Origin of the sequence: Leeuwenhoekiella nanhaiensis (assembly GCF_002744755.1) — a bacterium.
Lineage (GTDB): Bacteria > Bacteroidota > Bacteroidia > Flavobacteriales > Flavobacteriaceae > Leeuwenhoekiella > Leeuwenhoekiella nanhaiensis.
On record NZ_KZ319291.1, the window covers coordinates 113,486 to 133,782 of the forward strand.

General features: G+C 42.7%; 18 protein-coding genes. 6 read left to right on the plus strand and 12 right to left on the minus strand.

Annotation, left to right across the window (positions count from 1 at the left end; all coding sequences use genetic code 11):
• Positions 1–3: 3 nt before the first annotated feature.
• The 6 genes from CJ305_RS11135 to CJ305_RS11160 are packed head-to-tail and all read right to left on the minus strand — an operon-like array spanning position 4 to position 5,151.
• Positions 4–618, minus strand: coding sequence for a MarC family protein (locus CJ305_RS11135; protein ID WP_099646353.1), 615 nt, complete (start codon positions 616–618; stop codon positions 4–6).
• Positions 618–1,130 (minus strand): DUF3124 domain-containing protein, encoded by a 513-nt coding sequence (locus CJ305_RS11140; RefSeq protein WP_099646354.1) that lies wholly within the window; start codon positions 1,128–1,130, stop codon positions 618–620. Before CJ305_RS11140 ends, CJ305_RS11135 begins: the two co-directional genes overlap by 1 nt.
• A gap of 11 nt (positions 1,131–1,141) precedes the next feature.
• Positions 1,142–1,660: a DUF7935 family protein gene (locus tag CJ305_RS11145; protein WP_099646355.1), complete on the minus strand. Its 519-nt coding sequence runs from the start codon at positions 1,658–1,660 to the stop codon at positions 1,142–1,144.
• 3 nt (positions 1,661–1,663) lie between these two features.
• Complete coding sequence (locus CJ305_RS11150; RefSeq protein WP_099646356.1) at positions 1,664–3,280, minus strand: FMN-binding glutamate synthase family protein; 1,617 nt, start codon at positions 3,278–3,280, stop codon at positions 1,664–1,666.
• Between the two features lie 12 nt (positions 3,281–3,292).
• A complete protein-coding gene (locus CJ305_RS11155; RefSeq protein WP_099646357.1) occupies positions 3,293–4,576 on the minus strand; it encodes an amidohydrolase in 1,284 nt (427 codons plus the stop codon).
• 29 nt (positions 4,577–4,605) lie between these two features.
• On the minus strand, positions 4,606–5,151 hold the full coding sequence (locus CJ305_RS11160; RefSeq protein ID WP_099646358.1) for a DsrE family protein: 546 nt from the start codon (positions 5,149–5,151) through the stop codon (positions 4,606–4,608).
• A 248-nt stretch (positions 5,152–5,399) separates the two neighbouring features.
• Between CJ305_RS11160 and CJ305_RS11165 the strand changes: the two genes are divergently transcribed.
• Positions 5,400–7,721, plus strand: coding sequence for an ATP-dependent helicase (locus CJ305_RS11165; protein ID WP_099646359.1), 2,322 nt, complete (start codon positions 5,400–5,402; stop codon positions 7,719–7,721).
• A gap of 59 nt (positions 7,722–7,780) precedes the next feature.
• Positions 7,781–8,272, plus strand: coding sequence for a hypothetical protein (locus tag CJ305_RS11170; RefSeq protein WP_099646360.1), 492 nt, complete (start codon positions 7,781–7,783; stop codon positions 8,270–8,272).
• Here CJ305_RS11170 and CJ305_RS11175 read toward each other — a convergent pair.
• Positions 8,269–9,093 carry a UDP-2,3-diacylglucosamine diphosphatase gene (locus tag CJ305_RS11175; protein ID WP_099646361.1) on the minus strand — a complete coding sequence of 275 codons (825 nt, stop codon included), beginning with the start codon at positions 9,091–9,093 and terminating at the stop codon, positions 8,269–8,271. The two genes, CJ305_RS11170 and CJ305_RS11175, sit on opposite strands and share 4 nt — an antisense overlap.
• Before the next feature lie 158 nt (positions 9,094–9,251).
• Between CJ305_RS11175 and aroC the strand changes: the two genes are divergently transcribed.
• From aroC to CJ305_RS11190, 3 genes are all read left to right on the plus strand, one after another.
• Positions 9,252–10,316: a chorismate synthase gene (aroC, locus tag CJ305_RS11180; protein ID WP_099646362.1), complete on the plus strand. Its 1,065-nt coding sequence runs from the start codon at positions 9,252–9,254 to the stop codon at positions 10,314–10,316.
• Positions 10,317–10,474: 158 nt separating this feature from the next.
• The gene (locus CJ305_RS11185) at positions 10,475–11,926 is read left to right on the plus strand and encodes a dicarboxylate/amino acid:cation symporter (RefSeq protein WP_099646363.1); all 1,452 of its coding nucleotides are present in this window, start codon (positions 10,475–10,477) and stop codon (positions 11,924–11,926) included.
• Between the two features lie 126 nt (positions 11,927–12,052).
• Positions 12,053–13,177 carry a lamin tail domain-containing protein gene (locus CJ305_RS11190; protein ID WP_099646364.1) on the plus strand — a complete coding sequence of 375 codons (1,125 nt, stop codon included), beginning with the start codon at positions 12,053–12,055 and terminating at the stop codon, positions 13,175–13,177.
• Here the strand turns inward: CJ305_RS11190 and CJ305_RS11195 are convergent.
• The 4 genes from CJ305_RS11195 to CJ305_RS11210 all read right to left on the minus strand — a co-directional run bounded on the left by CJ305_RS11195 (position 13,157) and on the right by CJ305_RS11210 (position 18,394).
• Positions 13,157–13,819, minus strand: coding sequence for a haloacid dehalogenase type II (locus CJ305_RS11195; RefSeq protein WP_099646365.1), 663 nt, complete (start codon positions 13,817–13,819; stop codon positions 13,157–13,159). The genes CJ305_RS11190 and CJ305_RS11195 overlap by 21 nt on opposite strands.
• A 9-nt stretch (positions 13,820–13,828) precedes the next feature.
• A complete protein-coding gene (locus CJ305_RS11200) occupies positions 13,829–15,748 on the minus strand; it encodes a DUF4139 domain-containing protein (RefSeq protein WP_099646366.1) in 1,920 nt (639 codons plus the stop codon).
• A gap of 73 nt (positions 15,749–15,821) precedes the next feature.
• A complete protein-coding gene (locus CJ305_RS11205; protein ID WP_099646367.1) occupies positions 15,822–16,223 on the minus strand; it encodes a thiol-disulfide oxidoreductase DCC family protein in 402 nt (133 codons plus the stop codon).
• On the minus strand, positions 16,220–18,394 hold the full coding sequence (locus CJ305_RS11210) for an endonuclease MutS2 (RefSeq protein WP_099646368.1): 2,175 nt from the start codon (positions 18,392–18,394) through the stop codon (positions 16,220–16,222). The genes CJ305_RS11205 and CJ305_RS11210 overlap by 4 nt, the downstream gene beginning before the upstream one ends.
• A 75-nt stretch (positions 18,395–18,469) precedes the next feature.
• Between CJ305_RS11210 and CJ305_RS11215 the strand changes: the two genes are divergently transcribed.
• Positions 18,470–19,135: a uracil-DNA glycosylase gene (locus CJ305_RS11215; protein WP_099646369.1), complete on the plus strand. Its 666-nt coding sequence runs from the start codon at positions 18,470–18,472 to the stop codon at positions 19,133–19,135.
• A 326-nt stretch (positions 19,136–19,461) separates the two neighbouring features.
• On the opposite strand, the gene CJ305_RS11220 is transcribed toward CJ305_RS11215, so the two are convergent.
• Entirely contained in the window at positions 19,462–20,295 is an 834-nt protein-coding gene (locus CJ305_RS11220) for a substrate-binding domain-containing protein (RefSeq protein WP_099646370.1), read from the minus strand.
• Between the last annotated feature and the right edge of the window lie 2 nt (positions 20,296–20,297).

Here is a 20,297-nt window from a genome sequence, read left to right on the forward strand (position 1 = left end):
GTCTTATTTTAAAACCACGAAAAAATCCCGAAGTCCGCTAAGTATGCTTTGAATCGCATAGGCGGCAAGAATGAGCCCCATAATCTTACTAATCACCGAAATCCCATATTCTCCTATTTTTTCCTGCACTTTTGTTGCCGCAAGAAGTAACAAACAGGTTAAGCCTACCACCAGTAGTACCAGCACTGTGGTTACCGCTTGTTGTGAGATCGAGAATAAATTGTTGTCAGTCATTAAGACGACAGCCATTATAGCACCCGGAGAGGCTATAGATGGAATGGCCACCGGAAAAATGGTGACGTGCTTGTAATCCTGAATCTGATGTTTTTCAGAATTGGGTTTTCCTTCCCCAAAAATCATTGTGAGCGCAAACAAAAACAGGATTACCCCACCTGAAATCTGAAATGCGTTGAGGGAAACCTGCATTCCCTCAAGTATAAGTTGACCGATTACGATAAAGAATAGCAGGATTCCAAAGGCTACTAAAGAAGCTCTTACAGCAATTTTTTTCTTGTGCCGTTTGTCAAATTGTTTAGTAGCTTCCAGATATACGGGTACAGAGCCTAACGGATCAATAACCGCTATCAAAAAAAAGATTTTGGTGATGATTTCAGTCATTACTGTATGCGTTTCCCCTGCACGGTAAATGAAAGTCCCTGAGTACCGCGGGTTGAAATCATGATTCCTTCAAAAAGTGGGTCTGTTACTTCAGGATCATCAAGCCAATCAAAGATAAAATTACCGCCTGTGCCTCCTGTTTTGTCGCCTTCTTCAATGATGATTTCAACCGTTTCAAGAGGTTTCAACTGAATGGGAAAATCAAAATAAGTACGTATAGGACTACCCTCAGTATCGTAATAAACTCCTTTGGTCAGAATTACCGTATCGCTTTCGCTCGTATTGCGGAGGCTTACCGTTACCGTAAGGTCATGGGTATTGTGTTCTGAAGTACTGTAGATTTCAGAATAAATACCCAGATAGGTTTTTGCAGGCGTCAGAGAGTCGGCGGTCGGTATTTCGATGCGACGCTTTTCCCAGTTGATAGGATCTAAGGATTTTGAAGCCGGTTTGGTATTGTCACAGGCTAAAAGCAGAAGCAATACGGGGATGAAAAAAAGAGTAACGCGCATAAGCTTCTGTTTTAGTTAAAAAGTTCCTGGACTTCAGTTTTCAAATATTCTAGAGCCACCCGGCTTGGATTTTCCTGCCCATCGGGATTTTGTAAAATGTGCTCCCGCAGTTGCTGAGCCGTTGTAATTTCACTTTTTGCAGCAGCTTTTCGCAATTGTTGAATAAGGGTGTTTTTAGCCGATTTGACAGCGCCCCAGCCTTCTGAACTGATGTAGATTTGCTGAGTAAGGTTGTGTTCAAATTCCTGCTCAATGGTTGCCGCAAGCAGATCAACATAAGCCTTCTTATCTTCAGTAACCGGTTTTACGCGGATCAGTAACTGGTTGGGATTAATACGTTCCAGAAAAAGGGTCAATCGTTCGTAAGCCTGCAGGCGTACGGGTAGTACGTCTTTCTGACTTTCTTTATGCAATAAAAAACGTCTGCGACCTTCTTCATTTTTTAAAAAGGAATCAAAAAAGTAATAGGCGATGACGCCCACGACAATGGCGGGTCCTACAGCAATCGCGATTTCCAGAATTTGGTCCATAAATTAATAACGTACTTTTTCAGGGTTTTGTTGAATTTCTTTTTCAGTTTTTGCTGTTTTGGGGTCGTAACAACCTCCCAGATATGGACAGTCGATGAGGTCTTGCATCGATTGAAATGGCACTTCCACTTTGTGATAGGTAAAGCAGGCGGCCAGCGTCTGGGTAAGATTCTTATCTCCAAGGGACAAATCTACGTCTTCTGTAGTCAACTGGCACGGATGTTCGTAGCCACATGCGTGTGTAATTTCAAGCAATTCTTTCCGGAAATTTTTAAAGTAGAAATTGGTACGTACCGCCTTATCTTCGATGTTGATACCAGACTGCAACCATTTGTTTTGCGTGGCCACCCCGCTGGGGCAAGTGTTATTATGGCATGCTTTAGCCTGAATGCAGCCTATGGAAAGCATAGCCTCGCGGGCGACGTTTATAATATCTGCACCCATAGCAAAAGCCATAGCGCCCTTCGCCGGAAGCCCAAGCTTACCGCTACCAATAAAGACAATGCGTTCGGTAAGGTTGTGTTTTTTGAAGATTTTGTAGAGGTCGCTAAACGCGTACACCCAGGGCAGGGAAACGTGATCTGCAAAACTGGGTGGTGCTGCGCCGGTACCGCCTTCGCCGCCGTCAACCTGAATAAAGTCAGGCCCTTTATTGGTTTTGACCATAATCTGGGCGAGTTTTTCCCAATCGTGTAATTTCCCAATTGCCGCTTTAATCCCAACCGGAAGTCCGGTAGCTTCGGCGATGGCTTCCACAAATTCAACAAGGCTTTCCACATCAGTAAAAGCCGTGTGGGTTGCTGGCGAAATCACATCTTTGCCCATAGGAACATGGCGTATTTCAGAGATTTCCTTAGTGATTTTTGATGCCGGAAGCACGCCACCTTTACCGGGTTTGGCTCCCTGAGAAAGTTTGACTTCAATGGCTTTTACCTGCGGATTTTCTTCAACCAGCTTTACCAGTTTTTCCATCGAGAAGTTACCCGCCTCATCGCGTACCCCAAAATAACCGGTACCAATCTGAAAAATCACATCAGCGCCCTGTTTGTGATAGGGGGAGAGTCCGCCCTCACCGCTGTTGTGATAGGCGTGAGCCAGTTTGCACCCTTTATTGAGCGACTCGATCGCGCGGGCAGAAAGCGAACCAAAACTCATTGCCGAAACATTGATCACCGAAGCAGGCCGATAGGGTTTACGCCGCTTGTTATATAGTCCCATTACTTTTGCCGAGGGCAGGAAGTACGGGTTTTTGGCATTGGGATGATCAGGTGGAATGCGGAAACCCATCATCGCATTGTTGATGAAAATATAGTTGGCTTCGTAGATGTTTTGATCAGTACCAAAACCCTCGTAGTTGTTTTGGTTTTTAGCGGAAGCATAAATCCAGCCGCGTTCAATTCGGTTAAACGGAAGCTCCTCCCGGTTATTGGCAACAATGTACTGGCGCAGCTCGGGGCCTATGCTTTCAAGCATATAGCGTATATGTCCTACTACCGGAAAGTTATGAGTGATGATATGCTTCTTATTGAAAAACACATCTCGAATGGCGATTACGGCCAGCACTATAAGTACCCAGGCCCACCAGGGTATGTTTTTTAGGAGATCAAAAAATTCAGTCATTGACTTTTAAAATTACTGCGCATTCAGATAATCAAGGGTAAGCTGACTCATAGCTTTTACACCGAGCAGCAAACCGTCATCATCTATCATAAAATCTGGGGTGTGGTGTGGATAGGGAGTGGTGTTTCCGGGAGTCATTCCACCTAAAAAGAAATAAAAGCCGGGTACTTTTTCCTGAAAAAAGCTGAAATCCTCGCCGCCGGTAGTGGCTTTTACCAGATTCACGTTTTCGGCTCCCGCTACGTTTTGCAAGGTAGGCAGCATTTGCGCGGTAAGTTCCTCATCGTTGTAGGTAATCGCCGTGTTGTTTTGAAACTCAATTGTCGCACTGCCTCCGTAGGTTTTAGCGAGTCCTTCGGTCATTTCGGTCATACGACGGATTATGAGTTCTTTCATTTGAGGATCAAGAGTACGTACGGTTCCTATCAGTTCCGCTTCTTCCGGAATAATATTAAAGCGCACACCTGCGGTAATTTTACCCACGGTGATTACAGCCGGTTCTACCAAAAGATTGGACTCCCGACTGATAATTGATTGAAAACCGTCAATGATTTTTGCAGAAATGTAAATGGGATCAACTCCGCCCCAGGGTTGTGAGCCGTGGGTTTGTTTTCCTTTTACTTTAACGACAAAACGCTCTACAGCCGCCATCGTACCGCCGGGTTTGTAATTGATTTGCCCTACCGGTGTTGCGCTATTGATATGCAGACCAAAAATAGCATCCACATCAGGGTTTTTTAGCACCCCTTCTTTGATCATTAAAGCTGCACCTCCTTCTTCTCCCGGTGGCGGTCCTTCTTCAGCAGGCTGAAAGACAAACTTAACCGTACCGTGTATTTTGTCTTTATGCTGAGCCAGGATTTCGGCAGTACCCATCAAAATGGCTACGTGTGTGTCGTGACCGCAGGCGTGCATCACGCCGGTCTCACTGCCTAGAAAGGTGGCGGTGTTTTGGCTTTTAAAGGGTAAATCATTCCGTTCGGTTACGGGTAGCGCGTCAATATCTGCGCGCAGTGCCACTACTTTACCAGGATGATCACCTTTAAGAATACCTACCACACCGGTTTTAGCAACTTCGGTTTGTACCTCAATTCCCAATGATTTGAGATGCGCTGCAATTTTTGCCGCTGTTTCAAATTCGCGGTTGCTGAGCTCGGGATTCTGGTGAATTTCGTGTCGCCATTGTATGACTTCATCTTCTATAGATTCTGCTGCAGCCATTAGCTCCTCATCGGGAGACTGGGCGAAAGCACTGGTGCTTAAGCCAAGTAAGGCCAAAAGGTGTAAATATTTCATAGTTGTATTTTAAAGAATTGGTTTTAAAGTTAGAAAGATATTAGCGCGTAGCCCAAATCCTGATAATGAATTAAAGCGGTCATTGCAGAAAGTGCCAGTTGCGTATGCTCCCAACGTTTGTCTTTTGAGATCTCTCGTTTAGCGGCTGTTTGTCCACAGAGGATGACAGGGACACCTAGTTTGTGAAACTGTTCCAGAAGTGAAAGATTGGGATTATCAACACCAAATTTCTCCTTGTAGAATTCATTTCTCAGCAGGTTAAAGGCGGCACTGCCGTGAACAACCAGAACGGGTTTCAGGTTTTGCTGAGGTACACCAGCTGCCGCGTGCATATTTAAAAAACGGGCAACTGTGTTGAAGTACAGGTTTAGTTCAGCGGGATCTTCGGGCGCCTGAGCAATATCAAAGACCACTTTGTAGATTTTTTTAGTGTCAGCAGGTAAATCGGCTTCAGATACTGTAAACGTATCTCCAAATCCTTCAATCAAGGGGCCTGAAATAAGCTCCTGTGCCTGTGTTGTTTTGGCGAATGCGATACTAAAAAACAAAAGAAGCGTTGATTTGTAAAATGACATAGGACTGCTTTAATGTTTTAAAGATATTTAAAATGTAGGGAACCCATTCTTAAAAGCCTCTTTTTCTGAGTTGGCGAAAAATCAGAAATTTTTAGATACACAAACCAGAGTTTTTTTCATTTAGAAAGGCGGACTCTATTTGATATTTTTTTGATAACTATATGTAGAACGGGACTGCAAAAATAGGAAGTTTCCTTAATTTTCCGCTCTTGTGATTAGAAGGAGAAAAATTTAAAAAAGAGAATGTTTTGGAGGCACTTTTAGAAGGATTGAATGACGCGCAGCGCGCACCGGTATTACAGAAAGACGGTGCGATGATGGTAATTGCAGGTGCAGGCTCGGGCAAAACCCGGGTACTGACGATGCGTATCGCTTACCTGATGCAACAAGGTGTAGACGCTTTTAATATTTTGGCACTTACCTTTACCAACAAAGCCGCGCGGGAGATGAAAAACCGTATCGGCACGATCGTGGGTAACAGCGAAGCTAAAAATCTGTGGATGGGAACCTTTCACTCGGTTTTTGCAAAGATTTTGCGTATTGAAGGGCATCATCTGGGGTTTCCACCCAATTTTACCATTTACGATTCACAGGATTCGCAACGGCTTATTTCAGCCATAATCAAAGAAATGGGTCTTGACAAGGATATTTATAAGTATAAGCAGGTGCACAGCCGCATTTCGTCCTTTAAAAACAGCCTGATTACCGTTAAAGCCTATTTCCAAAACCCGGAATTGCAGGAAGCTGATGCGATGTCTAAAAAGCCGCGTATGGGCGAAATCTACAAAGAATACGTCGACCGTTGCTTTAAAGCCGGTGCGATGGATTTTGACGATTTACTCCTGCGTACCAATGAACTTTTAGCACGTTTTCCCGAAGTTTTGGCCAAGTACCAAAAACGCTTTCAATACATTCTGGTTGATGAGTATCAGGATACCAACCATTCCCAGTACCTGATTGTTAAGGCACTTGCAGATCGTTTTCAAAATATTTGTGTGGTGGGTGATGACTCGCAGAGTATTTATGCCTTCCGCGGAGCGAACATCAACAACATTCTCAACTTTCAGCGGGATTATGATGACGTAAAAGTGTACCGTCTCGAGCAAAATTACCGCTCCACCAAAAACATTGTAGAGGCAGCAAACTCGGTGATTGAACACAACAAGACCAAACTGGACAAAGTGGTCTGGACGGCAAATGATGAGGGTCCTAAAATCATCGTGCACCGTTCCCTGACCGATGGGGAAGAAGGTCGATATGTAGCCAGCAGCATCTTTGAAAATAAGATGAACAACCAGCTCAAGCACAGTGATTTTGCTATTTTATACCGTACAAATGCCCAGTCTCGTGCGATGGAAGATGCGCTGCGTAAGCGTGAAATCCCCTATCGTATTTTTGGTGGTTTGTCTTTTTATCAGCGAAAGGAAATCAAAGACGTCCTCGCTTATCTGCGTTTGCTGGTGAATCCTAACGACGAAGAAGCCATTAAGCGGGTCATCAATTATCCGGCGAGAGGGATTGGGGCAACTACCATTGATCGTTTGGTGATTGCGGCCAAGCAGTACGGGCGTTCTATTTTTGAGGTGATGGAGAATATTCAGCATTTGGATATTAAAATCAACTCAAGCACCAAAAACAAGCTGTACAACTTTGTTAATATGATTCGCAGTTTTCAGATTACAGCGGAAAATGCCGATGCGTTTGTGGTTGCCGAAGAAGTTGCCCGAAAAACCGGTTTGCTGCAGGAACTGAAGAAAGACGGTACGCCCGAAGGGATTGCGCGTATCGAGAATATTGAAGAACTGCTTAACGGGATGCGCGATTTTGTGGAAGGACAAAAGGAAATCGCAGATGCCACCGGAAGCCTTTCGGAATTCCTGGAAGATGTAGCCCTCGCTACCGATATGGATAAAGACATCGACGATGTGGACCGCGTGTCGTTGATGACCATTCATCTGGCTAAAGGTTTGGAGTTTCCGTATGTATATATCGTAGGTCTTGAAGAAGATTTGTTCCCCAGCGGGATGAGTATGAATACGCGCAGCGAACTTGAGGAAGAGCGTCGTTTATTCTACGTGGCATTGACCCGAGCTGAGAAACAGGCGTATTTGACTTATACCGAATCGCGCTACCGCTGGGGTAAACTCATCGATGCAGAACCCAGTCGGTTTATTGAAGAGATCGATGAAAAATTTCTGGATATCCAAACACCGTTAGATACGTATCGCTATAAACCGATGATTGACAGCGATATTTTTGGGGAACCTGATAAAAGTAAACTGCGCCTCAAGAAACCTGTGGGCGGCACACCCCCAACAGTGGGTAAACCTACCGAAGAGCAATTGCAAAAGCTGCGTAAATTAAGACCTCAGTCAACCCCCAGTATTCGGACTGATGATTTAAATGATAACCTTTCAAAAGGAATGCGTGTGGAGCACAGTCGATTCGGGCAGGGAGAGGTTTTGAGTATTGAAGGTATAGGTCAGGATCAAAAGGCAGAAATCCGTTTTCAGACAGGTGGAATCAAGAAGCTGTTATTACGCTTCGCGAAATTGAAGATTTTAGACTAGGCCACGCAACCTCTTGAGAATTAATGTATCTAAGTGGGGAACATCTAATCAATCAACCCATGAAAAATTTATTTTTATTTGCTCTTTTATTAGTCTTTTCAGTCTCGTGTGATGAGGATAATCAGGATATTATTCGCTTAGAAAATTCTGATTTAAATGGGAGTTGGTATAATGGAAGCGAACTGGACGAGGGTTCAACCTTATATCGCTTCACTTATACCTTTAATTTAGACGGTACTTTTGAGGGAGTGAGTACCTTCAGGGATGCTGAAACCAATGAATTATTGGGCTATGATTATAAAGTTTCCGGCGATTATGAGCTAAGCAGAGATTCTCTTACCTTTTTTCCAACAAAGCAATTTTATATCGCTGCAGGAACACCAGCTTACGTGCCAGCCCTTGAGGATTTGGATATTCGAGATATCTCAGAGCGCCAGGCTGTGGGCTATAAGATTACTGAAAATAAATCTCTACTCACCATCGATTTTCCTCCATGTGGGCCAACCGAAAATTGTATTGACAAAATCAACTATTCCAGACTTGAGGATTAACTCATCATTTTTATGGATGCCAACAGGCTTACTGGGTCAATCTCGGTATTAACCGACTCGTCTTCCTGAGCCAAAGCGAGATTTTGCTTTTCATATTCCATCAGTGACCAGGTTTTGTTGTGATACTCCAGTGCGGTGAGATTTTCGATCCAGTCGCCGCTGTTGAGGTAGAGACAAGATCCTTTTTCGGTCTTTATCTCGCGCATTTGCGGCTGGTGAATGTGCCCGCAGATGACATAGTCAAAGTGATTTTCGATGGCGAGTTCGGCGGCGGTATCTTCAAAATTGGTTACAAAGCTCACCGCTTTTTTGACGCTGTTCTTGATTTTTTTAGAAAGGGAGTATTTCGGTCTTCCCAGTTGTACCAGGCAAAAGTTGATAAAACTATTCAGCACAATTAAAAAATCATAGCCCCAGCCGCCCAGTTTTGCAATCCATTTGGTGTGCTGTATCGAAGCATCAAATACATCTCCATGGAAAATCCAGGCTTTCTTTCCGTCCAGATTTAAAACCAGTTTATCAAGCACCGAAATATTACCCAGTTCCACCGGACTGAACTTACGCAATTTCTCATCGTGGTTTCCGGTTATGTAATAGACCTTAGTCCCTTTCGCGGCAAGCGAGATGATTTTTTTGATCACCTGCAGATGTGATTTGGGGAAATACCGTTTCCTAAACTGCCAGATATCAATGATGTCTCCGTTAAGGACAAGGGTTTTGGGGTTGATACTTTGGAGGTAGTTTACCAGGTTTTTGGCCTGTGAACCATAGGTGCCCAGGTGTACGTCAGAGAGGATGACAAGATCAACTTTACGTTTCAAAGAATATGATTTTTAACAAATTACTTCAATTGGTGTTACCTGAGTATTAGGGGAGCATTAAATAATTTTAGTCTTTTCAGGGTTTTAGTCTCAAATAGGCAATTAATAACAAGGCTTTTAGCCGAAAACATTTTAATTTCGCCGCTCAAATACACGTTATGGCAGGTAATACTTTCGGAAAATTATTTACACTTACCACTTTTGGGGAATCTCACGGCGAGGCGATAGGAGGGATCATAGACGGTTGTCCGGCAGGAGTGGAGATCGATCTGGATTTGGTCTATAAAGATATGGAACGTCGTAAGCCGGGACAGTCTAAGATTGTTACCCAGCGCAAGGAGCCGGACAGTGTGAACTTTTTTTCAGGGATTTTTGAAGGAAAAACTACCGGTACGCCTATTGGTTTTAACATCGTAAATACCAATCAAAAATCTCACGACTACAGCCATATTAAAGATACCTATCGCCCGTCTCACGCTGATTATACCTATGATCAGAAGTACGGAATACGCGATTACCGTGGCGGAGGCCGTTCTTCCGCACGTGAGACTGCTAGCCGAGTGGCAGCAGGAGCGATTGCTAAGCAATTTTTAAAAGATATTAAAATCAATGCTTTTGTTGATCAGGTGGGTGATATACGTATGACCACACCTTATCAGGAGCTTGATTTTGATAAGATCGAATCAAATATGGTGCGTTGTCCCGACGAGGCCTTCGCCGAAAAGATGATCGATAAAATCAAAGAAATACGCAAAGCCGGTGACACCATTGGCGGAACGGTGATGTGCGTGATACAAAATGTACCCGTGGGTCTGGGCGAACCCGTTTTTGATAAATTGCACGCAGAGTTGGGTAAAGCGATGCTTTCGATTAATGCGGTGAAAGGTTTTGAATACGGTAGCGGTTTCCACGGAGCCTCTATGCTGGGCAGTGAGCATAACGATCTGTTTAATAAAGACGGAAGCACCAAAACCAATCTAAGCGGCGGTATTCAGGGTGGAATCAGTAATGGAATGGATATTTATTTTAGAGTTGCCTTTAAACCGGTAGCGACTATTATGCAGAATCAGCCTACCATAGATAAGGAAGGAAACGAGACCGAAATGCAAGGCAAAGGGCGTCACGATCCTTGTGTTGTGCCACGCGCGGTGCCTATTGTTGAAGCTATGGCTGCACTGGTGCTGGCCGATTACATGCTGATTAACAAAGCGGCTAAGATCTAATTGAAAGCCGATTTATGAAATTCTAATAGCCTGAATGCAAAAGCATTCAGGCTTTTTTATATTTCGAGGAGACCTTAATGCTTGAGCATCGGGTTAAAATAAATCGATTTTGTTTATCTTTCGCCTTAAGGCTAATTCAATATACTAAACATCATTTCATGAAAAAACTTGCACTGCACTGGAAGATTATAATAGGTCTGGTTCTGGGTATAATTTGGGCTTTAATTTCCAGTCAATTGGGCTGGAGCCAATTTACCATAGATTGGATTGCACCATTTGGTAAAATCTTCATCAATTTGCTGAAATTAATAGCAGTGCCACTAGTGCTTTTTTCAATTATAAGTGGTGTTGCAAACCTGGGAGACCCGGCCAGTCTGGGTCGAATGGGTGGTAAGACCCTTCTGGCTTATCTGGTTACTACCGTTCTGGCTGTGGCTATGGGACTTTTTCTGGTAAACCTTATCGGTCCCGGGAAACTGGTAGATGAGCAAAGCCGAATTGATAACCGTATTGGTTATGAGATTTGGGCTGCAGATGAAGGCTACGTAATCAAAGATGGAATCAACTATTTACAGGATCCTGAATTTATGGATCGGGCTAAAGAGATTTCCGACCTTTCGCGCAGTGAGCTTCAGGATGCATCGGTAAATGATAAGATGGCTACCGCAGATGCTACTAAAGATGCCGGACCCCTTCAACCGCTGGTAGACATTGTTCCCGATAACTTTTTCAATTCTTTGGCTGATAACGGTCTGATGCTTCAGGTGATTTTCTTCGGATTGTTTTTCGGGGTAAGTATGTTGTTTATTGACCCTAAGAAGTCAGCTCCTGTAACCCGTGCGGTTGATGGCATTATGGAGGTATTTTTAAAAATGGTAGACCTCACGATGCAGGCGGCACCGTTTTTTGTTTTCGCCTTACTTGCCGGTGTCGTGAGTCAAATGGCCGGTAATGATATAGGTAAAGTGGTTGAAATATTTAAAGGCTTAAGTTGGTATTCACTCACCGTAGTTCTTGGTTTGGCCTTGATGATTTTCGGAGTATACCCACTTATCTTTAAAATTTTCGTGCGCAAGGTTTCCTATTTTGGATTTTTTAGAGCGATGGGACCCGCACAAACCCTTGCTTTTTCTACCTCAAGTAGCGCTGCGACGCTTCCGGTTACTATGGAATGTGTAGAAGATAATCTGGGCGTTGATAAGAAAGTGACCAGTTTTGTACTTCCCATTGGTGCCACTGTAAACATGGACGGAACCTGCCTGTATCAGGCGGTTGCGGTGGTCTTTTTGGCACAACTGCATATGATTGATTTGACTTTGGGACAGCAATTAACCATTGTATTAACCGCTACTCTTGCGTCTATAGGTTCTGCTGCCGTGCCCAGTGCAGGTTTGGTAATGCTCATTATTGTGTTGGAATCTGTAGGTTTAAATCCGGCGTGGATTGGCATTATCTTTCCTGTAGATCGTATTTTAGATATGTGCAGAACGGTGGTGAATGTTACCGGCGACGCTACGGTTTCTTCTGTAATAGCTAAAGGCGAAGGACTCTTTAATTACAATCCAAATAAAGAACCGGATGCTGCTTTCGATATAGATGAAGAAAAATAGAGCAGATTAAGATTTCTGATTTTCGTATTTAATATTTTTTTAAATTGGTGATACCCAACTACCAAGATGTTGGCCCTACACAACTTTAAAACTTGACTTACCATTTATTAACTTAAATAGATAGGTATGAAAGTTTTTTATTTCGTTTTAGCTTTAGTAAGTTGTTCAATTCAGGCTCAGGTAGGTATTGGCACGACTACGCCGAGTCCGGCCTCAATGCTAGAAATCAGCAGTGAATCATCAGATGGAGGTTTTAGAGGTCTGATGCCTCCACGATTAACAGTAGTCCAGCGCGATTTAATTCCAGTTACAGCCAATGATGCCGGATTGCTGATCTTTATCAATGATCCGTTTGCTTCTATCTATGGATTGCAGGTATTCAACGGAAATTTTTGGGAAAATGTATATCTGCTACAAAATTCTGTACAGCCTACAGCAGTAGATTTTACACTCACGGATAAATCCCAAAGTGAAGGAATTGCAGAGATTAATCTCGAATTTAATATTGCAAATCCTTCGGCTACGAACGGTTTGAGTGTTACTGTAGCGGCGTCATCATTTCAAGATTTAAACGAAAGCACCTCACAGGTTGTTGTCATTCCTGCTGGAGTTAGTGTTTATAATGCGACGGCAGTTTATTCTCTGCTTGATGATACAATTACAGAAGGTAATGAACAAATTCAATTTACAATTACCAATATAAGCGGAGGTTCGGGAGCACCAACGATCGGAGTAAATTCTGTTTTTAACCTTACCGTGATTGATAATGATGTTAAAATCTGGATTAACGAAATTCATTATGATAACGTAGGAGGAGACGTTAACGAGCGAATTGAAATCGCTGGTTCTGCAGGTATTGATTTGACTGGATATCGAATTTACCATTATAATGGTACGGGTGGTACAATACTTTCTTTTAAATCGATTTCAGGTATAATCCTTGAGATTGCTGGGGGTCTTGGAGTTAAGAATATTCCGTTTGCGGGTCTTCAAAATGATGCAGAGGCTATTGCACTGGTAGACCCTGCTGGTAGTGTAATTCAATTTCTAAGTTATGAAGGCCTAGTTACGGCTACCGAAGGTCCGGCAGCGGGGATGACTTCAACGCTATTGCCTATATCAGAAGATCCGGCGGTTGCAATTGGTATGTCACTACAGCTTACAGGCTTAGGAAATACCTATAACGATTTTAACTGGGCTATCTTACCAGATACTGTTGACGCAATAAACTCAGGACAAACGTTTAACTAAATCTTTGAGGTCTTTACAATCAAAGGTAGGTGCTTCGGCCAGTGGATATTTGAACTTACCGTCCCTTGCAATGAATGCGGTTTGCAGACCGGCACGCCGGGCGCCGGTGATATCCCAGCCGTGCGCAGCAACCATCATAGTTTCCTGAGGTTTGACCTTCAATTGATCGAGAACGAAGATATACGGCTTTGGATTGGGTTTAAATGCCCCCGCTTCATCCACACTAAAAATCCGTTCGAAGAACTGTTTGATTTCTGCAAAAGCAAGTTGCTCCTGAGCAACAGTTGGATTTCCATTGGTAAGCGCAGCCATCCGAAAGCCTTTTTGTTTCAAAACCTGTAAAGCTTCTACCGTATCAGGATGTGGGGGTAGTTTTTTTATCAATCCCAAAATGGACTCGATTTCTTCTTCAGGAACTACTTTTTTAAATTTCAAAGCGGTCATCTCAAAAGTTGCCTTAGCAATTTTGCTAAAATCCTCGTGATTTCCTGTGGTCGTTTCCACCAGTGAGTAATGCAAAAGACTGCTAAACCAAAGATCAAAAGCCAGATTGTTGCTCAATGTGGTATTGATTCGCCGCGCCAGAGGCTTGAGGTCAAGCAGGGTTTCGTTTACGTCAAAAAGTATGAGTTTGGGTTTCAAAACAGGTAATTACAGGTTTATATTTCGACCTTTCGGATAACGCACTTCATACGAAAAGCTTTTTGTGACAGAAGCCCGGGGCTCTAATTGGAGTTCCCATTTTAAAATACCGGTCTCTTCGTTGTATGAAGCGTCTCCTGTTTCCTGATCTGAGACTTTTATATCCTTGTTTTGGGAAACGGGGATTCGATCTTCAAGAAGTAAATTGACAGCAGTACTTTTATTATTTCGTACGGTAATTTCATAAGCTTTATCAACCACCCGGGTGGAGCCTAAAAGGGATTTACTTTTAAAGTTGTCTTTCTTTTCTCGTTTTACTATTATGTTCGGGTCGATGCCCAGAGAAATTTCAAGACTGTCTGTAGTAGCAAGCGGACTAATAGCAGTTTTGCCTGCGTAGCTTCCTTCAAAATAAATATTGGCTTCACCTTGCAGTAAATCATAGCGCTCCCAGTCTGTGACCGTCGCAGTTAAGAATACATTTTCATTGAGCTCAGGAGCAGCATAGTGCTGATAGCTCGCGGGTAAATCAAATTGGTCAATCTCAATGGTTGTGATGTCCTGATTTGAGACAATGGTATAGCGTTTTTTGATCTCAAAACGCGTATTGGTAAGGCTTTCCTGTTTTGCTTCAACGGTTTCATTGTATGCTTGAGGAATAGGCATTGAAGCCCCTCTAATGCTTATTCCTGAAGCTTTGCCTTCTAAAGCAGTTACCGCCGCACTCCTTTTTTGAGTACCATAACCAACTACAACAACTTCCTCAAGAGCTTCCTGAGCGACGTTTAAAGTAACATTCATTATTGAACCGTAGATAGGTCTGGATTCTGTATCAAAGCCTATATAGCTATACACTAAATCTTCCCCTCCATTATCTTGAATATTTAGGCGGTACTGTCCATCAAAATCAGTTTGAACACCGTTATTAGTTCCTTTTTGAACCACATTTACACCTATTAAAGGTTCGCCGGAATCATCTGTTACGATACCTGAAACACTGCGAAGTGTTGGGTTATATTTGTAATTACTTCGGCTTACGGCTGAAGAATTGCGGTAGTTTCGGCTTACAAAATTGAGGTATTTAGGCTCTAGATTGGGTTTAAAATTATTGGTATTAGGGTCTCCTGTTGAAAGAATCAATTTAACGTTCTGCCAGTCTATTCCGCTTTGCTGATAAACATTGGCTTTGTAACTAAGCTGAATAGGGCTTGAAGCATTTTCAGCCCTAATGTCGTATAAGGGAAACCAACCGGCATTCTGAATGTTATAGGATAACTCAATGTTTAACGTAGTAGCACGTTCACTTTGTAGTTTCACAGTAATCTCGCCACGGGTTTCTTTGCGCGAATCTTCCAGATTGCTCATCTGCTGCCGGTAGTCGTTTATCTTCCGGTCTAGATCCTGAGTATCCCGTTTTAATTTGTAAATGGTATTTTGAATTTCGGTGCTGCGTTCCCGGTAATAGGCGCTTATCTGCTTTACTTTCTCAAGGGAAAGGTCTGTGTTATCGCTATTTATTTTTTGGTTTTCACTCAATAATCTAAGTTCACGCTCATAGCCTTCGATTGAATTTTGGAGTGTGTTTTTCTCCATTAGAAGTTTATCCAAATCACTTTTGAGTGTTTCATATTCTGTAGAGGTTTCCTTTTTATCTAAAAAATCGAGGTTAAAGCCAATGGATAAAATACTGGCTTTATCAAGTCCGCGCAATTGAATGCTGTTTTCTAGAATATCTGGAGAAAGGTTATTGAACACGATTTCGTTGACACCTCCAACCACATTTACAGAAGCTGATCGTTCAATAGTCGCGCCCTGAAGAAAAACGGTTACCTTTTCGATTTTTGACTTTTGAGGAAGAACTGGATTAGTAATAGCCCAAATTTGGAAAGTAGAAATAAAAAGGCAGAGTAAATAAGTTATAGCGCGCATAGAATGAAAAGTTTACCTAAAAATAAACGAAATCTTTAGTTTACAATGCATTAAATAGAGATATAGTAATTTCTTAATCTAAAAATCGGCTTTTCAGCTCAGGTGTGGGAATCATACAGCTATTTTTTTTACCAAACCACTTGTACCGGTTGGCGGCGATAAAGTCATAAACAGCATTTCTAATAAAACCCGGAATGATCATAAAACCGTAGAGTAGGGGATAGCCTCTGTCTAAATATTTGGCAATGCGCAGGGCTGCAGAAGATTTTACAGAGACGCGCTCGGGTTCTATCAAAACGATAGAAGCGGTTTCTTTAGGATTGATGTGATGCTTCGCAAGAAGTTTTTGTCCGGTTGCTCCCTGAAGGGATGCGAACTTAAACTGTGCTTTGGGATCATGCTTTATGATGAAATTGATAGCGCCATTGCACAAATTGCAAACTCCGTCAAACAATATGATTTTTTCAGCACTCATTTTTTGGGTCTTAGCACAAATTCGAGCGTGTCGAGATCTACCTGCGTGGTAAACATCCCGTAGTTTACCGTCGCTTTTCCTTTTTCGATTTTATCAAGCGTTCCAGTTGCCCGGCCATCCGGCAGGCGCACCCGGTCGCCTATTTTAAGTTCTACTTTGGGCTTTTCGGCCTCCGTCTTAATGGCCTTTTGTTTTTGCTTTTTTTTCTTCTCGCGGATTACTTCAACCTTTTTCTCGGCTTCCTGTTTTACTTTGCGTTCTTTGGCTTTCTGAGCTCTTTTTTCTTTTGCAGATTGCTTGGCACGCTTCGAATTTTCGATCTGAACTACTTTATACAGCTCGTCCATAAGCTGTTTTTTGTTTTTGTTGGTAAAAAACTTATCGCTCAGATCATCCAGTTTTTGGCCTAAATAAATCAAACGCTGATTGCTGTCGTAGAGTTCCTGGTAGCTTTCCAGTTTTTCCTGAATGCGCGCATTGGTTTTATCGAGTTCCTGCTGCTGTTTTTGTGCCTGCTGCTCTTTAGTTTTAAGCGCATTAGTGGTTTTGGCCAACTTGCTGCGTTCTTTCTGAAGATCGGCGATACTCTTATCGAAGCGTATTTTACCACGCTCTACTTTCTTTTTTGAGCGGTTGATCAGCGAATACGGAATACCATTCTTTTGCGCAACTTCAAAGGTAAAAGAACTGCCCGCTTCACCCACATACAATTTATATAAGGGTTCTAGCGTGCGAGAGTCAAAGAGCATGTTTGCATTAGTGATGGCTTCGGTCTCATTTGCCATCATTTTGAGATTGGCATAGTGTGTCGTGATAATACCATAACTGCCACGTTCGTAAAATACTTCGAGAAAGGTTTCCGCCAGCGCGCCACCCAGCTCGGGGTCGCTACCGGTACCAAATTCATCGATTAGGAAGAGCGTGTTGGCGTCGCATTTCCGCAGGAAATAATTCATATTCTTCAGACGGTAGCTGTAGGTACTCAGGTGGTTTTCTATACTTTGATTGTCGCCAATATCGGTCAGGATTTTTTCAAACAGGCAGAATCGGGAATATTCGTGTACCGGAACGAGCAGTCCGCTTTGCAGCATGACTTGCAGCAGCCCCACGGTTTTAAGGGTTATACTTTTACCCCCGGCATTGGGACCGCTAATAACAATGATTCGATTTTCGGGGTCTAAACTGATGTCTTGCGGATAGGTTTTCTCACCTCTTTTCTGGTTGGTGAGGTATAAAAGCGGATGATAGGCCTCTTTAATCTCCAGTTCGCGGTTTTCTGTGATTTTAGGTAATACGGCATTGAGTTTTTTGGCGTATTTCGCTTTCGCGGAAATGACATCGATAGTGCTCAGCAGCTTTTGATAGTCTTTAAGCAAAGGCGAAAACGGGCGCACATAATTGGTAAGCGCTTTAAGAATGCGTTTTACCTCCTCGTGCTCGTCGTAAAGCAGGTTGTTGAGTTCGCGCTGAGCGTGTTGAGTAGCTTCGGGCTGAATGTACACAATGCTTCCGGTCTTGGAATTACCCATTATAGAACCTTTCACCTTGCGGCGGTGCATCGCAGTAACGGCTAAAACCCGCACGTTATCTACGATAGATTCTCTAATCTCATCGAGATAACCGTAAGAGGCATATTCTGAAAGTGCCTTGGCAAAGCTGCTGTTGATTTTTCCTTTTTCGATATTGATGCTTCGCCGGGTTTGCTGAAGCAGGGGTGTAGCGTCGTCTTTTATTTCACCGAAACGATCTATAATCCTGGAGATTTCGTCAGTAATTGCCGTGGTATATTCGGTATCGCGAACGGTTCTGTAAAGTACAGGAAAAGTCTCCTGGAATTTTCTAAAATACCTGAGGTGATTGTTAGCGGTTTCAGACAGGCTGCCGATTTTACGGAAACTCCCCAGCTCGAGCGTGGTATCTTCGATACTCAGCATTTTGAGTTCGTGATCTAGTGCATCAAACCCGTGGTTCGGGATAGGTGTTTCGTGTGTATCAGAGTTTATATATTCCTGTGTTTGATCAAGAACAAAAAGTGTCTTTTTAAAGCTGCGTTGCGGTTGTAGTTTAAGGGCTTTTAGCTTTCCTTTTTCGGTAACGCAAAGCGCACTTACCTGAGAACAAACGGTATGGAACTCTAAATCTGCAAGGGTTTTCGGATGGATTTTTATCATAGCAAATGCCTAATTTTAAGGCGTAGCTGAATTTTTAAACGCATTTTGATTCAGCCCTGTAAATTTAAGATATTCATGAACGTTGACATACATCCCAGCTGGAAAGCTGTATTAGAACCCGAATTTGAAAAACCCTATTTTAAGAAGCTCACAGCTTTTGTGCGCGAGGAATATAAAAATCACACCTGTTACCCTAAAGGACGGGATATATTTAAAGCTTTTGATTTTTGTCCTTTTGATGCCGTTAAGGTGGTTATTTTAGGTCAGGATCCGTATCACGGGCCGGGGCAGGCACACGGACTTTGTTTTTCAGTACCGGAAGGCATTGCGATGCCGCCCTCTCTGATCAATATTTTCAAAGAACTGGAGACTGATTTAAGTAAGCCTTTTCCTGATAGCGGAAATCTGGAGCACTGGGCTAAACAGGGTGTTTTGCTTTTAAACGCTACGCTGACGGTACGTGCTCATCAGGCAGGTTCCCATCAGGGTAAAGGCTGGGAAACCTTTACAGATAGGGTAATAAGTTCTATTTCCGAAAATAGAGAAGGAGTTATTTTTTTGCTTTGGGGTGGTTTTGCTAAGAAAAAGGCTTCAAAAATCAATGGGAGTAAGCATATCATTCTTGCCAGCGGGCATCCTTCACCTTTAAGCGCAAACCGCGGATATTGGTTTGGTAACGGGCATTTTAGTAAGGCTAATGCAGCTCTAGAGGAACGAGGCAAAGAACCGATACTATGGTAAAAAAATGCCCTGAAAAATCAGGGCATTTTTTATGGGGTTTGGTTTTCAATCAAGTTGCTTAGGACGCTTTGTTAAGCGCATAAGCAGACTCTTTAAACGTTGTTTCAATAGGGGCTACACGTTTTTTCGGTTTTTTTGCGGGACCTCCTGCTACACTAAACTTAAACAGTAAAATGTTAACCAATAGCAAGACACCTAAAATTGTAAAAAAGGTAACCATGTTTAAAAAATTTTTAGTGTTTGATTGTTTCGGTACAAAAGTGTGCAATATTTTTCTAGTAATGAGACAATTAAATGTAAAAGTTTCATTAAATCTTAGTTAAATACTATTCAAAGTAATAGTTTATTTCCACCATATTTAATTCTTTTAAGAAATCTACAACCTGCTCAATTTCCTCTTTAGGCAAGGCTTTCTGCGACCAGTGTGTAAGGGATAACCACTTCTGAATGTCCTTCAATTTTTGATCATAACGCTCTGCAAGAATGTGATCAATTCCCTCAATATTTTTAAAAATTATCGTTTTGGTGTTAATAGTTTTTAAGAAGATTGAAAGTTCCTGGCTTTTATTTTTGGTAGCATTTTCGGTAGCTGCAAAAACAAAACTGGACCAAGGTGTTGGGAAGTCTGCCACACGACGGAAGATACCCCGATCTACCAAAGGTTTTGTGGTAAAATGCTCCCACATAAAATAATCAGCCTCTTTATTTTGTAAGGCAACAATGGCGTTATCCAGATTATTTACGACCACACACTCCAGTTTTGAGGTATCCCATCCCAACTGATGTGCCTGAATAAAAGCCATTACGTGAGAACCTGAACCGAACCTGCTAATGGCAGGCCTGGCGTCTTTTAAATCATCAATACGGTCATAGTTGCTTTCAGCGGCAACGTGAACACCCCAGATCAATGGGCTCGACACATAATTTTGAATGATTTTTGACGGATTCCCGTTTGCGATGTCACGTATGATACCTTCGGTCAAAATAACGGCAACGTCGATTTCTTCATCGCGTAAAGCGGCATTCATCGCTCCGGTTCCTCCAGGAAATTCCACCCATTGCACCTCAAGTCCTTCAGCCTTAAAGAGGCCTTCTTCGATACATAAATGTATAGGCAGGTTAAAATGCTCGGGCACTCCGCCCACTTTTAAAGTTTTCATGT